This window comes from Actinokineospora spheciospongiae, from assembly GCF_000564855.1.
Lineage (GTDB): Bacteria > Actinomycetota > Actinomycetes > Mycobacteriales > Pseudonocardiaceae > Actinokineospora > Actinokineospora spheciospongiae.
Genome location: NZ_AYXG01000255.1, coordinates 23860 through 38007 on the forward strand (window position 1 = coordinate 23860; position 14148 = coordinate 38007).

The window sequence follows — 14148 nt, forward strand, 5'->3', positions numbered from 1 at the left end:
GTCGTGCGAGGCGCGTGGTCGACCGGTCGCATCCGCGAGGCCGAGGAGAAGGTCCTGGCCGTCACCCCCGACGGCGCGCTGATGCGGCGCGCCGCCTGGGGGCTGGCCGGGCGGGCGCGGCGGATGCTGGCCGAGCGCACCGGCGGGGTGGCCGGGCGCCGGGTGCTGCTGCTCGTCGGCGCGGGCAACAACGGCGGCGACGCCCTGTGGGCGGGCGCCTACCTGCGGCGCCGGTCGGTCGGGGTGAGCGCGCTGCTGCTCGCCCCGGACCGCGCGCACGCCGAGGGCCTGGCCGCGTTCCGGTCGGCGGGCGGGCGGGTGGTGACCGGGGTGGTCCCGGCCGACCTGGTCGTCGACGGCATCGTGGGGCTGTCCGCCCGTGGTTCGCTGCGCCCGGACGCCGCCGCGGTGGTCGAGCGGATCAGCGCGCCGATCCTGGCCGTGGACCTGCCCAGCGGCGTCGACCCGGACACCGGGGCCGTCGACGGACCGGCGGTCACCGCCGCGGCCACGGTCACCTTCGGCGGGTACAAGCCGGTGCACTTCCTCGCCGGTGCCCGCTGCGGCGAGGTGCACCTGGTCGACCTGGGCCTGGACCTGACCGACCCGGACTTCGCCGTCCTCGACCGCGCGGACGTGGCCGCCGCCTGGCCGCTGCCGGGGGAGTCCGACGACAAGTACACCCAGGGCGTCGTCGGCGTCACCGCCGGGTCGTCGACCTACCCGGGCGCGGCCGTGCTGGCCACCGGGTCGGCGGTGCGCGCCACCTCGGGCATGACCCGCTACGCCGGGTCGGCCGCCGAGGAGGTCAGCAGGCGGTACCCGGAGGTCGTCGTCACCGGCTCGGTGACCGACGCGGGCCGGGTGCAGGCGTGGGTGGCCGGGCCTGGCATGGGCACCGGCAACGCCGCCCGCGACGTGCTGCGGCACGTGCTCGACGCCGGGGTGCCCACCGCGGTCGACGCCGACGGGATCACCCTGCTCGCCAACCACCCCGAGCTGTGGGACGCCCGCGACCCGGGTGCCCCGGTGCTGCTCACCCCGCACGACCGCGAGTTCGCCAGGATCGCCGAACCGCGCGGCATCACCCTGGGCGCCGACCGGGTCGCCGCCGCCCGCGCCCTGGCCGCCGAGCTGAACGCGACCGTGCTGCTCAAGGGGCACGCGACCGTCGTCGCCGGGCCGGACGGGCGGGTGCTGGTCAACCAGGCCCGCTCGCACTGGCTGGCCACCGCCGGGTCCGGTGACGTGCTCTCCGGCATCGTCGGCGCGCTGCTCGCCGCCGGGCTCGACCCGGTGCTGGCGGGCGGCGCGGCGGCCTACCTGCACGTGCGCGCGGGGGAGTTGGCCGCCGGCGGCGCCCCCGCGTCCGCGGCCAGGATCGGGGACGCGGTGACCGCCGCGATCCGCGACCTGGTGTGCGACGATGACCGCCGTCATGGCTGAGCAGAACCCCGGGCGGAACCCCGTGCGCGCCGAGGTGGTGGTCGACCTCGACCACCTGCGGCACAACGTCGCCCTGCTCGCCGCCCGCGCCGGGAGCGCGGACACCCTGGCCGTGGTCAAGGCCGACGCCTACGGCCACGGCGCCGTCCCGGTGGCCAGGGCGGCGCTGGAGGCCGGGGCGACCTGGCTGGGCTCCTGCTCCCTGGACGAGGCGCTGGCCCTGCGCGCGGCCGGGATCGAGGCGCCCGTCCTGTCCTGGTTGGACACCCCGGGCACCGACCTCGCCGCCGGGGTGGCCGCAGGCATCGACCTCGGTGTGTCCAGTGTGGACCAGCTGCGCGGCCTGTCCGGCGCCCGGCTGCACCTCAAGATTGACACCGGGCTCAGCCGCAACGGCTGCCCGCCGCAGGACTGGCCGGAACTGGTCGCCGCGGCCGCCGCCTCGGAGAACGAGGTGTACGCGATCTGGTCGCACCTGGCCTGCGCCGACGAACCCGACCACCCCTCCGTCGACGCCCAGGCCAAGCGCTTCGCCGACGCCCACGACGTCGCCCTGGCCGCCGGGCTCACCCCCAAGCGGCACCTGGCCAACTCCGCGGCGACCCTGCTGCGCCCGGACCTGCACTTCGACATGGTCCGCGTCGGCATCGCCATGTACGGGCTGAACCCGGTGCCGCAGCGCGAGGACCTGCGCCCGGTCATGTCGTTCCGCTCGTCGGTGGCGCTGACCAAGCGCCTCCCGGCTGGCGAGTCCGTCTCCTACGGGCACACCTGGACCGCCGACCGCGACACCACGGTGGCCCTGGTCCCCGTCGGCTACGCCGACGGCGTCCCCCGGCTGCTGTCGGGGCGGATGGAGGTCCTGCTCGCCGGTCGCCGCCGCCCGGTGCGCGGCCGGGTCTGCATGGACCAGGTCGTCGTCGACTGCGGCGACGACGAGGTGGCCGTGGGCGCGGAGGTCGTGCTGTTCGGCGACGGGTCGCGCGGCGAGCCGACCGCCACCGAGTGGGCCGAGGCGATCGGCACCATCGACTACGAGGTCGTCACCGGCATGTACCGCCCCCGCGTGGTGCGGCGGTACCCGGGGGCGAGGTGAACCGCGCGGGCTGGGCGGGCCTGGTCGGCGCCGCGGTCGGCGTCGCCGCCGCGGGCGCCACCGTCGCCGTCCGCGTCGCCAGGGGCCGCGGGTCCGGGGAGCCGGACCCGGGTGACCGCCTGGGCGGGCTGGCCCCCACCCGCGAGTCCACCGTGACCACCGCCGACGGCCTCGCCCTGTCGGTGGAGGAGGTCGACCCCGACGACGGCGGCGAGCCCGCGCTGACCGCGGTCCTCGTCCACGGCTTCGCCATGAGCAGGCTCTGCTGGCACTTCCAGCGCCGCGACCTCGCCGCGCTGACCGACCCCCGGGTCCGCCAGGTCCTCTACGACCACCGCAGCCACGGCCGCTCCGCCAGGGCGCGGGCCGACACCAGCACCATCGACCAGCTCGCCGCCGACCTCCACGAGGTCCTCCGCGCCGTCGCCCCCACCGGCCCGCTGGTCCTCGTCGGGCACTCCATGGGCGGCATGGCGATCATGGCGCTGGCCGAGCGCGACCCGGGCCTGTTCGCCGACCGGGTGCGCGGGGTGGCGTTCATCGGCACCTCCGCGGGCGAGGTCGGCAAGTCCGGCCTGCCCCGGCCGCTGCTGTCGAAGTACAACCCCACGGTCCGGCTCCTCGGCGTCGTCGCCGACCGGCAGCCCCGCCTGGTGGAACTGGTCCGGTCGGCGGGCGGGCGCCTGACCCGCCGGGGCACGCGCGTCCTGGGCTTCGGCAGCGGCGACGTCAGCCCCGCCGCCGTCGACTTCCTGGTGTCCATGCTCGACGCCACCCCGGTCCGCGTCCTCGCCGACTTCGCCGACACCCTGGGCAGCCACAACCGCTACGCCGCCCTGGCCGGCCTCAAGCACTGCCGGGTCCTGGTCCTCGGCGGCGACGAGGACCGGATGACCCCCTTCTCCCACTCCGAGCGCATCGCCCTGGCCCTGCCCGACGCCACCCTGGTCAAGGCCCCGGGCGCGGGGCACACCGTCATGCTGGAACAGCCCGACCTGGTCACCGGGCACCTGACCACCCTGCTGCGCGAGTGCGCCCGCGGTCGCGGCGCGGACTCCGAGGGCGCGGCTCCGACGAGGAAGTGAGGGACCGTGCCCGAGCGGTTGTCGCTGCGCACCCCGCAAGACACGGAGGCCTTCGGCCACGCCCTGGGCGAGGCCCTGCGCGCCGGTGACCTGGTCCTGCTGGCGGGCCCGCTGGGCGCGGGCAAGACCGTGCTGACGCGCGGCATCGCCGCGGGCCTGGGCGTGCGGGGCCGGGTCAGCAGCCCCACCTTCGTCATCGCCCGGGAGCACCCGGCGGGCCCCCGGGGCATCCCCCTGGTCCACGTGGACGCCTACCGCCTCGGCGGCGACCTGGACGAGCTGGACGACCTGGACCTCGACAGCGAACTGGTCGACTCGGCCGTGGTGGTCGAGTGGGGCGAGGGCAGCGCCGACCGCCTCACCCCCGACCACCTGGTCGTCCGCCTCACCCGCCACCCCGACGACACCCGCACGATCACCCTGGAGCCGCACGGCACCTGGGTGGACCGGGTCGATTTCCCTTTCCCCCGACCGAACCCGGTCCCCTAGGCTGGCGCCATGCGCGCTGTGATCTTCGACTGGGGCGGCACCCTCACCCCCTGGGTCACCATGGACCACCTGGCCGCCTGGCGCGCCTACGCCGACGTCGTCCACCCCGACGACCCGGACCGGGCGGCAACCCTCGCCACCACGGCGTTGGGGGCCGAGGACGCCCTGTGGCTGCGGGTCCGCGAGGAACACCGCGCCTTCACCCTCGCCGAGGTCCTGGAGAACGCGGGCGGCCCGCACGACGACCAGGCCCTCGACGCCTTCCGCCGCTACTGGGACCGGGCCACCCACACCGACCCGCAAGCCGCCCCCATGCTGAAAGCCTTGAAGGACAGGGGCCTGCTCACCGGCGTCCTGTCCTCCACGGCCTGGCCCGCCGACTGGCACGAGCACGTCCTGCACCGCGACGGCGTGCGCGACCTGTTCGACGCCCGGGTCTGGAGCAGCGACCTCGCCCACACCAAGCCCCACCGAGCCGCGTTCGAGGCGGCGATGCGAGCGGTGGGCGTGGACAACCCCGCCGAGTGCGTCTACGTGGGCGACCGCCCGTACGACGACATCAGCGGCGCCAAGTCGGCGGGCATGAAGGCGGTCCTCATCCCGCACAGCACCATCCCGGCGGTCCAGCAGGTCCCCGTGGACGTTGCCCCCGACGCGGTGATCCAGTCCCTGTCGGAACTGCCCGAAGTCCTCGACACCTGGTTGCTCTAGCGCGCCGCGATCCCCCGGACCACCCCGAGTTCGAGCAGGTCCTGCGGGCGCAGCCGCAACTGGTCGGACAGCGCGGGCACGTCCTCCAGGGTCCGCTTGAGGATCGCCGCGCTCAACTCCGGTGCGATGACGGAGAAGTAGGCGTCCGGCGCGATCCACGTCCGCTCGGGCGCGGCCAGCGCCAGTGCCCCGCCGGACCCGCCCTCGCCGATGACCAGCGTGGTGACCGGCACCCGCGCCCCGCCGACGACCCCGAACAGCTCCGCGATCGCGGGGCCGACCCCGGCCCGCTCGGCCACCGCGTCGTTCGCGGCGCCCGGCGTGTCCACCAGCGTCAGCACCGCCAGCCCGAGCCGCTCGGCCAGCCGCACCAACCGGGACGCGGTCCGGAACCCGGCGGGTGTGGTGGCCGTCCCGGTCTGCGCCGCGAAGGCGACCGCGTGCCGCCCCCGCAGCCCCACCCCGCACAGCATCCCCGCGTCCACCCCGCCCGCGCGGTCCCCGCGGATCTCCCGCCGCAGGTCGAAGTAGTCGTCCAGGTACGCCTCCGCCCGAGGCCGCGACGCGGCGCGCGCCCCCGTCACCGCGGCCCACCCGTCGGTGGGCAGCTCCACCGACCCCAGCGCCCGGGGCACCTCGGCCGGGTCGGGGGTCCCGGAGGTCAGCAGCCGCAACCACTCCGCCACCACCTCGCCCAGCGACTCCAGCGCACACACCTCATCCACGTGGCCCGCCGCGAACTGCCCCTCCGCCGTGTACGCCGGGTCATCGGTGACAGCGGGCGGCCGGACCCGCCGCCCGGCGAACCCCACCTGCGCCCCCTCGACGGCGAGCACCACGTCCGCCCCGGCCCCCAGCGACGCCCACAACCCGCCCGTCGTCGGGTCGCGCAGCACCGAGACCTGCGCGACCCCCGCCTCCCGCAGCAGCACCGACTGCCGGGCGATCCGCTGCAACTGCCGCAGCGACAGCATCCCCTCCTGCATCCGGCTGCCGCCGGTGGCGATCAGCGACACCAGCGGCGTCCGCGTCTCCCGGGCCCGGCGGAACGCGTACTCGATCCGGTCGCCGGTCGCGGTCCCCACGGACCCGCCCAGGAACCGGAAGTCGAACGCCACCAGCACCGCCGACACCCCGCCGACCCGCCCCACCCCGCAGACGACCGACTCGCTCTCCCCGGAGCGCCGCAACGCCCGGACCCGGGCGTCGTCGTACCCGGCCCACCCCAGCGGCCCGTCCACCGCGGCGGGACCGGCCGGGGCGGTGAACTCCGCGAACTCCTCGGCAACAGCGGCCAGGACCTCCCGGGCGCCGCCGTCAGGCACCGAGCGCTCGCTTGGTGACCTTGCCCATCTCGTTGCGCGGCAACGACTCCAGGTACCGCACCACCCGGGGCCGCTTGTGCGGCGACAGCAACCGCGCCACGTGGTCGGCCAACTCCTCCAGCGCGGGCGGCGGCCCCGCGGGCACCACCCACGCCACGATCCGCTCCCCGAGGTCGTCGTCCGGTTCCCCGGTCACCGCGACCTCGGCCACCCCCGGGTGCTCCAGCAGCGCGTTCTCGATCTCCCCGGCGCCGATCTTGTACCCGCCGCTCTTGATCAGGTCCGTGGCCCGCCGCCCGACGATCCGCACGTACCCGTCCGCCTCGCGCACCGCCATGTCCCCGGTGCGGAACCACCCGTCGTGCAGCGCCGCCGCCGTGGCGTCCGGCCGGTTGAGGTAGCCAAGGAACAGGTTGGGCCCGCGGACCTCGATCTCCCCGACGGTCTCCACCTCGGCGAACGGCACCCCGTCGTCGTCGACCAGCCGCAGCTCCACCCCGTCCACCGGCAGTCCCACGGTCCCCGGCCGCCGGTCGCCGGAGGCCCGCACGCTGGTGTTCATCAGCGTCTCGGTCATCCCGTACCGCTCGACGACCGCCAACCCGGTGGCCCGGGTGATCCGCGCGTGGTCGGAGGCGGGCAGCGCCGCCGACCCGGACACCAGCAGCCGCGCCCGCCCCACCCCGGCCGCCACCGCAGGGTCGGCCTCGCAGTCGGCGGCCAGCCGGTGGTACATCGTCGGCACCCCGAACATCATCGTGGCCGGACCGGCCAGCTCGGCCGCGATCACCGCCGAGTCGAACCGGCCGACGTGCCGGACCCCGCCCCCGCGCCGCAGCGGCCCGAGCACCCCCACGACCAGCCCGTGCACGTGGAACAGCGGCAGCGCGTGCACCAGCACGTCCTCGGCGGTCCACTCCCAGGCGTCGGCCAGCGCGTCGAGGTTGCTCGCGATGGCCCGCCTCGGCATCAGCACGCCCTTCGGCGGCCCGGTCGTCCCCGAGGTGTAGACGATGAACGCGGGCGACTCCGGGTCGGCCTCCTCCGGCAGCGGCCCGGATTCCCGCGCGGCCAGGTCCACGTCCACCCGCGCCAGTCCGGCCAGCCCGTCGGGCAGGTCCACGCCGGGTGCTGCCAGCACCAGCTCCGGGGAGCTGTCGGCGAGGATGTGCGCCAGCTCCCGCTCACCGACCTTGGGGTTCAGCGGCACGACCGTCACCCCGGCCACCAGTGCGCCGACGACGGCCAGGCAGGTGTGCGGGCTCGGGGTGGCCCACACCGCCACCCGCCGGGCACCGCCGAGCCGGGAGACCACCGCCCGCGCGGCGTCGGCCAGCTCGGAGAAGGTCAGGACCTCGTCGCCGAACCGGACCGCCTCGCGCGTGGTCGGGTCGGACAGGGTGGGCAGCAGCACCGTTCGGACTGTAGTGGGGGGCGGGCTCGCGGGCAGTTGCCACGATCACGTCGACGAGGGCACCCCCCGGCCGCTACGGGCGGCCTCGTACCCTTGACGACCGTGCTGGTCCTCGCTGTCGACACCTCCACCCCCGCGGTCACCGCCGGTGTCCTCGACCTGCCCGCGGACGGGCCGCCGACCCTGCTGGCCGAGCGGGTGACGGTCGACGCCAAGGCGCACGGCGAACTGCTCACCCCGCACGTGCGCGACGCCCTCGCCGCCGCGGGGAAAGCGCTTGCGGAGGTCGACGCGGTGGTCTGCGGCACCGGGCCGGGGCCGTTCACCGGGCTGCGGGCGGGCATGGTCACCGCCGCCGCCCTCGGGCACGCCCTGGACCGCCCGGTGCACCCCGTGTGCTCCCTCGACGCCATCGCCGCTGAGGCGCCCGGTGACCCGCTGCTGGTGGTCACCGACGCCCGCCGCCGCGAGGTCTACTGGGCCGCCTACGGCCCGGGCGGCGCCCGCACCGCGGGCCCGGACGTCGTCGCCCCCGCCGAGTTGGCCGGGCGCCTGGCCGAGCTGGGCGTGACGCGGGTGGCTGGGGCCCGGATCTTCGACTTCGGCCTGCCGGTGGTCGGGCCCGAGCACCCCACCCCGGTCGGGCTGGTGACCGCCGCCGCGGCGGTGCTGCGCGCGGGCGCCGAGCCCGGCGACCTGACCCCGCTGTACCTGCGCAGGCCGGACGCGGTCGAGCCCGGGGCGCGCAAGCGGGTGAGCCGGGCGTGAGCGAGCCGGTCACGACCGTCCGGCTGGCCCCGCTGCGCCGGGCCGACCTGCGCCGCTGCGCCGAGCTGGAGCAGCAGTTGTTCCCCGGTGAGGACCCGTGGAGCGAGCACGCCTTCGCCACCGAGCTGGACGGGGGGCACCACTACCTCGGCGCCTACGCGGGTGAGCAGCTCATCGGGTACGCGGGCCTGTCCCTCGCCGGGCGGCCCGGCGACATGGAGGGCAGCGTCCACACCATCGGCGTCGACCCGGCCCACCAGCGCCGGGGTGTCGGCAGGCTGCTGCTGCGCGCCCTGCTCGACCGCGCCGACCAAGAGGGCGCCGAGGTCTTCCTGGAGGTGCGCACGGACAACGCGGGCGCCATCGCCCTGTACGAGGCGCACGGCTTCGACACCATCGGACTCCGCAAGCGGTACTACCAGCCCTCCGGCGCCGACGCCTTCACCATGGCCCGGCCCGCCCGGCCGAAGGAGAGCACGTGACGATCGTCCTCGGCATCGAGAGTTCCTGCGACGAGACCGGCGTCGGCCTGGTCCGGCTCGACGGCGACGGCCGTCTGGAGCTGCTGGCCGACGAGGTGGCCTCCAGCGTCGAGCAGCACGCCCGCTTCGGCGGCGTGGTGCCCGAGGTGGCCAGCCGGGCGCACCTGGAGGCGATGGTCCCGACCATGCGCCGCGCCTTCGAGGTCGCCGGGCTGAAACTGTCCGATGTGGACGCCATCGCGGTCACCAGCGGACCCGGCCTGGCGGGCGCGCTGCTGGTCGGCGTGTCGGCGGCCAAGGCCTACGCGCTGTCGCTCGGCGTGCCCCTCTACGGCGCCAACCACCTGGCGGGCCACGTCGCCGCCGACACCCTCGAACACGGCCCGCTGCCCTCGCCCTGCCTGGCGCTGCTGGTCTCCGGTGGCCACAGCCAGCTCCTGCGGGTGGACGACCTGGCGACCCGCATCACCGAGATCGGCTCCACCATCGACGACGCCGCGGGCGAGGCCTACGACAAGGTCGCCCGCGTCCTCGGCCTCCCGTACCCCGGTGGCCCGCCGATCGACCGGGCCGCCCGGCGCGGCAACCCCCGGGCCATCGCCTTCCCCCGCGGCCTGACCGGCCCGCGCGACGCGGAGTACGACTTCTCCTTCTCCGGCCTCAAGACCGCCGTGGCCCGCTGGGTGGAGGCCCGCGAGCGCGACGGCGAGGAGGTCCCCCTCGACGACGTGGCCGCGTCCTTCCAGGAGGCGGTCGCCGACGTCCTCACCGCCAAGGCCGTCCGCGCGGCCGAGCGGTTCGACATCGGCACCATGGTCGTCTCCGGCGGGGTGGCCGCGAACTCCCGGATCAAGGCGCTGGCCGCCGAGCGCTGCGCCGCGGCCGGGATCACCCTGCGCGTCCCCAAGCCCAGGCTGTGCACCGACAACGGCGCCATGGTCGCCGCCCTCGGCGCCCACCTGGTCGCCGCGGGCGTCGAACCGTCCTCTTTGGACCTGTCGGCGACACCGGGCCTCCCGGTGAGCACGGTGTCGGTCTGAGCGCGCCTAAATCCGTTGCGGGCGGGGCGGTCCGACCGTCATAGTCGTCCACGACAGCGACCGACCCGGGAGGAGCACGATGCGGTACTGGAACGCCGAGCGATTCGGCCAGCACCCACCGGGCTTCCCCGTGACCGCCTGACGGTCACTCGGAAGCCGCCCCCCGGTCTGCCGGCCAGGGCGGCTTTTTCGTTGTCGGTTCACCCGCGCACGGGCGGGAAAACCTTGTCCGCAACAACATCTCGGTCCGGTGCGGTCGACCGGGGGAGTGGTCCGTGCGCCGCGCTCCCGGTCGATTGTCCCCATGGTCCAACGGAGAGGGCACCGGTCTACGGAACCGGCGATCCAGGTTCGATTCCTGGTGGGGACGCAGCCCGCGCCTCGCGAGCGCGGGACCAAACACCGAGCGGCCCCGGGGATCTCCCCGGGGCCGCTCCGGTTCAGGAGATCACCACGTCCGCCGCGCGCACGTACGCGACCCGGTGGCCGAACTGGATCTGCACGTACCGCTCACCCCGGACCACGGTGTGCGTGGCCGGGTCGAACGTGGTGGCCCAGTAGTACTCCGAGGGCGTCGTCAGGCCCACCGCGTACCGCTGGCCCGCGGGCAGCGAGTACTGCAACGGGGTCACCGCCTGCGCCGGGATGCCCGCCGGGTACGCCGACGCCTCCGGGTACGCGCGGCCGTACACCGGGACGGCGGTCCGCCCGGGTTTCGCCGACACGGTCGCCGCGCGGCCGGGGATGGCGTCGCGGCTGTGGAACCAGCCCTTCTGGCCCAGGTACCAGATCGCCGTCCAGTCGCCGCGGCGGTCGGCGACGGCGTACTGCTGGCCCGCGTCGACCCGGCTGCCGATGTCGGAGACGCCCAGGGTGGCCGGGGAGCCGTCCGGGCGCAGGGCCACGTCGTTGAGCAGCGGGGCGGTGTCGCTGGGGGCGCTGCGCAGGACCACCGAGCTGGAACCGCGCGGCGCGCACGGGGTGCCCGCCTCGGTGCACCCGGTGAAGGCGGGCTTGTTCGCGGCGAAGTCCGGTTTGACCGTGACGACCCCCGAACCCCGGCCCGCCGGGCGGAACGGGGCGCCGAGCAGGTCGAAGTAGTGCGACCAGTCGAAGTAGGGGCCCGGGTCCCAGTGCATCCCCGCGACCGTGCCCGGGACGGTGCCCGGCACGTTGTCGTGGCCGATGACGTGCTGGCGGTCCAGCGGGATGCGGTACTTCTCCGCCAGGTACCGCACCAGCTTGGCCGAGGTGCGGTACATCGCCTCGGTGTACCAGGTGCCCTGGGCGGCGAAGCCCTCGTGCTCCAGGCCGATGGACTTGGCGTTGACGTACCAGTTGCCCGCGTGCCAGGCCACGTCCTTGGTCGGCACGTGCTGGGCGATGTGCCCGTCGGCGCTGCGCAGCGAGTAGTGCCAGCTCACGTACGTCGGGTCCCGCACCAGCCGCAGCGTGGTGTCCCAGGTGGCCTCGGTGTCGTGGATGACGATGTGGTCGACCTTCTGGCTGGTCGGGCGGTCGGCGAGGTCGTGGTTGCCGTAGTCGCCGCCGAACTCCTCGTACGGCGCCGGGATCGACTCGCAGCCCAGGCTGCGCGGGCACTCGACCCGCGAGCCACCCGCCGGGGCCAGGCCCATCCGGTTGAGCACCGAGCGGTCCGGGGTGAGCGGGGTGGCAGCCAGGCGCACCCGCTGCCCGTCGTCGGTGGTGCGGTCGGCGCCGGTGGCCAGCACGGAGAAGACCTCGTCGGCGAAGGCGGACGCGGCACCCGCCTCGGTCGCGCCGCTGTAGCGGGCCACCGCGCCGTACCAGCGGGCGGGATCACCGGTCGGGCCACCGAGGTCGCGCTGGTGGGCGGCGAGCAGGGCGGCGCCGCCGCGGACGTTGGCCACCGGGTCCGACCGCAGGGTCGCCGGATCGATGCCGGTGAGCGAGGCGGCCAGGTCGACGGTGCGCAGCGCGGGGGAGTCGGTGTCGAGGTCGCCGGGCTCGGGGAGCAGCGCCGGGCGGGCCGCGTCGCCGCGGGCGTCCTCGGTGCCGTCGTGGTGGTGGCCGCCCGGGTTGGCGGCGCGCACGTCGGTCAGGTGCATCGGGCCGTAGCCCGCGGCGGTGCTGGGGGCGCCGCCGTTGGCGTCCCAGCGGGACTCCAGGTAGGACACGCCGAGCAGCACCGGCTCGGGCACGCCGAACTCGGCGGCGGCGGCCCGGAACGCGGCCTGGCGCTCGCCGGTGGGCTGGGGTGGGGTTGAGGGTGCGGCGTACGCGGTGGGCGCCACCACCCCCGCCACCGCGATCGCGGCGACGGTCAGGGCCAGAGTGCGGGACACGGGGACCTCCCGGCGGGCAGGGACGGGCGGATCGCCGTCCACTCTCCTGCCGGGAGGCCGCGCCCGTCAATCGTTCGCGCCCTTACGGACTACCCGGTGGGGCATTCACACTCGGTTGAGGGTGGGAACGCGGTCCTCCACGACGAAGCTCGCGGCCGTCTCCACCGGGGCGCCAGCCGTCCGCACGTACGGCAGGGTCCGGAAGTCGGCCCGCAGCTCGCCCGCGCTGAACTTCGTCCGCACGTACCCGCGGCGGTTCTTGAAGAACTTGAGGTGCGGGTTCTCCGCGAGCACGGTCGCGGAGGTGCTCTCGTCGCCGTCACCGGTCGAGGTGATGGAGGTGGTGACCAGCTCGGTGGCCACCCCGCGCGAATCCGGCCGGTCGTAGCTCTCCTTGACCTCACCGGCCCAGTGCCGGTGCACGTCACCGGTCAGCACCACACCGTTGCGGGTGCCGCCCAACGCCGAGGCGACCTTGTCCCGGCTGGCCTTGTACCCGTCCCAGGAATCCATGCTGAACCCCTGCCGCTCACCGGCGGTGAGGTCGCGCTGGGCGAAGAACACCTGCTGGCCGAGCACGTCCCACCGGGCCCGCGAGGTGCGCAACCCGTCGAGCAGCCACCTCTCCTGCTCCGCGCCGGTGATGGTGCGGGTCGGCTCCAGCCGCTCCCCGCAGTCGACCTTCGTGCCGTCCCCGCATGCCTGGTCGTCGCGGTACTGGCGGGTGTCGAGCATGTGGAAGGTCGCCAGCGAACCCCACCGCACCCGGCGGAACAACTGCATCTCCGCCCCGCGCGGCCTGCTGACCCGGCGCAGCGGCATGTTCTCGTAGTAGGCCTGGAACGCGGCGGCCTTGCGCGCCGGGAACGCCGGGTCCGGCGCCTCCGGGGTGTCGCTCGCCCAGTTGTTCTCGATCTCATGATCGTCGAACACGACCAGCCAGGGGGCCACCTGGTGGGCGAACTGGAGGTCGGCGTCGGACTTGTACTGCGCGTGCCGCAGCCGGTAGTCGGCCAGCGCCCGCGTCTCCGGCCCCGCCACCACCCGCACGTCGGCGGCCTTGGCGGGGTACTCGTACTGGTAGTCGCCCAGGTGCAGCACCAGGTCCGGCTGGTCCTCGGCGAGGCGGCGGTAGGCGGTGAAGAAGCCCTCGCCGTAGTGCGAGCACGACGCGAAGCACATGGTCAGCCCCTGGCCCAGGGCACCCGCGGCGGGGGCGGTGCGGGTCCGCCCGGTCACCGACAGGTGCCCGTCGACGCGGAAGCGGTAGAAGTACTCGGTGCCCGCCCGCAAACCGGCCAGTTCGACGTGGACGCTGTGCGCGGTCTCCGGCCGGGCGAACTCCACCCCGGCCCGGACCACCCGGGTGAACCGCTCGTCGGTCGACACCTGCCACTGCACCGGCACCACCCGGTTCGGCATCCCCCCGTGGCCGTCCGGGGCCAGCGGGTCGAGGGCCAACCGGGTCCACAGGACCACACCGTCGGCGGACGGGTCGCCGGAGGCGATGCCCAGGGTGAACGGGAAGGCCAGCCGGGGCGTGCCGGTGGCGGCCAGGGCGGGCAGCCCGACGGCGGTGAGGCCGACGGCGGCGGCACCACCGAAGAGGACGGAGCGGCGGGTGGGGAACATGGTGGGGACCTTCCGGTACGTGGTGGTTACCGGTTCGCCATGCTCGCCCGTGGTCGGTGACCCGCGCCCCACATCCGGGTGAGGACTTGGTGAGGGTTGGGCGTCGCCCAGGTCATGCCCGGGGGTGCGGCCGAGGGGAGTCGCGGTCGGGCCGCGTCCGGCGCGGCTGTTGCGGGCACGGGCTTTTCGGGCATGACCTGGGGTCTGGTCCTCAAAGCCTGGTCTTCTGGTGGGTGTGCTCGGCTGGGTGGATGTGCTCGGCTCGGCCGTGTCGTTGTTCAAAGCCCGGTTGTTTGTTGGTGGTGCCCGGCTGGGTGGATGTGTTTGGCCGGG

Annotated in this window: 12 protein-coding genes and 1 tRNA gene; 9 read left to right on the plus strand and 4 right to left on the minus strand. The window is 75.2% G+C overall.

What is annotated here, in order from left to right; genetic code table 11:
• Positions 1–3 precede the first annotated feature (3 nt).
• From UO65_RS32335 to UO65_RS32355, 5 genes are read left to right on the plus strand one after another with little or no spacing between them, the layout of a single operon-like run.
• On the plus strand, positions 4–1446 hold the full coding sequence (locus UO65_RS32335) for an NAD(P)H-hydrate dehydratase (RefSeq protein WP_035290630.1): 1443 nt from the start codon (positions 4–6) through the stop codon (positions 1444–1446).
• Positions 1427–2542, plus strand: a complete 1116-nt coding sequence (gene alr / locus UO65_RS32340; protein ID WP_233427936.1) for an alanine racemase — start codon at positions 1427–1429, stop codon at positions 2540–2542. The genes UO65_RS32335 and alr overlap by 20 nt, the downstream gene beginning before the upstream one ends.
• Complete coding sequence (locus UO65_RS32345) at positions 2539–3627, plus strand: alpha/beta fold hydrolase (protein WP_035290632.1); 1089 nt, start codon at positions 2539–2541, stop codon at positions 3625–3627. Before alr ends, UO65_RS32345 begins: the two co-directional genes overlap by 4 nt.
• 6 nt (positions 3628–3633) lie before the next feature.
• Positions 3634–4116, plus strand: a complete 483-nt coding sequence (tsaE, locus tag UO65_RS32350) for a tRNA (adenosine(37)-N6)-threonylcarbamoyltransferase complex ATPase subunit type 1 TsaE (protein WP_052022099.1) — start codon at positions 3634–3636, stop codon at positions 4114–4116.
• A 9-nt stretch (positions 4117–4125) separates the two neighbouring features.
• Positions 4126–4827 (plus strand): HAD family hydrolase, encoded by a 702-nt coding sequence (locus tag UO65_RS32355; RefSeq protein ID WP_035290634.1) that lies wholly within the window; start codon positions 4126–4128, stop codon positions 4825–4827.
• Here the strand turns inward: UO65_RS32355 and UO65_RS32360 are convergent.
• The gene (locus UO65_RS32360; protein WP_035290636.1) at positions 4824–6152 is read right to left on the minus strand and encodes a carboxyl transferase domain-containing protein; all 1329 of its coding nucleotides are present in this window, start codon (positions 6150–6152) and stop codon (positions 4824–4826) included. The two genes, UO65_RS32355 and UO65_RS32360, sit on opposite strands and share 4 nt — an antisense overlap.
• Positions 6145–7566, minus strand: coding sequence for an acyl-CoA synthetase (locus UO65_RS32365; RefSeq protein WP_411431392.1), 1422 nt, complete (start codon positions 7564–7566; stop codon positions 6145–6147). Before UO65_RS32365 ends, UO65_RS32360 begins: the two co-directional genes overlap by 8 nt.
• Positions 7567–7668: 102 nt before the next feature.
• On the opposite strand from UO65_RS32365, the gene tsaB reads away from it, so the two are divergent.
• The 4 genes from tsaB to UO65_RS32385 all read left to right on the plus strand — a co-directional run bounded on the left by tsaB (position 7669) and on the right by UO65_RS32385 (position 10226).
• Positions 7669–8334, plus strand: a complete 666-nt coding sequence (gene tsaB, locus UO65_RS32370) for a tRNA (adenosine(37)-N6)-threonylcarbamoyltransferase complex dimerization subunit type 1 TsaB (protein ID WP_035290662.1) — start codon at positions 7669–7671, stop codon at positions 8332–8334.
• Positions 8331–8816, plus strand: coding sequence for a ribosomal protein S18-alanine N-acetyltransferase (rimI, locus tag UO65_RS32375; RefSeq protein WP_035290638.1), 486 nt, complete (start codon positions 8331–8333; stop codon positions 8814–8816). The genes tsaB and rimI overlap by 4 nt, the downstream gene beginning before the upstream one ends.
• Positions 8813–9856, plus strand: coding sequence for a tRNA (adenosine(37)-N6)-threonylcarbamoyltransferase complex transferase subunit TsaD (gene tsaD / locus UO65_RS32380; protein ID WP_035290640.1), 1044 nt, complete (start codon positions 8813–8815; stop codon positions 9854–9856). The genes rimI and tsaD overlap by 4 nt, the downstream gene beginning before the upstream one ends.
• A 298-nt stretch (positions 9857–10154) precedes the next feature.
• Positions 10155–10226 (plus strand) — tRNA-Arg (locus tag UO65_RS32385).
• 70 nt (positions 10227–10296) lie between these two features.
• On the opposite strand, the gene UO65_RS32390 is transcribed toward UO65_RS32385, so the two are convergent.
• Positions 10297–12183 carry an N-acetylmuramoyl-L-alanine amidase gene (locus UO65_RS32390; protein WP_035290642.1) on the minus strand — a complete coding sequence of 629 codons (1887 nt, stop codon included), beginning with the start codon at positions 12181–12183 and terminating at the stop codon, positions 10297–10299.
• A 105-nt stretch (positions 12184–12288) separates the two neighbouring features.
• Complete coding sequence (locus UO65_RS32395) at positions 12289–13815, minus strand: alkaline phosphatase D family protein (protein WP_035290644.1); 1527 nt, start codon at positions 13813–13815, stop codon at positions 12289–12291.
• Positions 13816–14148 lie beyond the last annotated feature (333 nt).

Bases quoted from the DNA above. Each gene is read 5' to 3' on its own strand.
- UO65_RS32395 (WP_035290644.1), bottom strand. From the start codon at position 13,815: ATGTTCCCCACCCGCCGCTCCGTCCTCTTCGGTGGTGCCGCCGCCGTC.
- UO65_RS32355 (WP_035290634.1), top strand. From the start codon at position 4,126: ATGCGCGCTGTGATCTTCGACTGGGGCGGCACCCTCACCCCCTGGGTC.
- alr (WP_233427936.1), top strand. From the start codon at position 1,427: ATGACCGCCGTCATGGCTGAGCAGAACCCCGGGCGGAACCCCGTGCGC.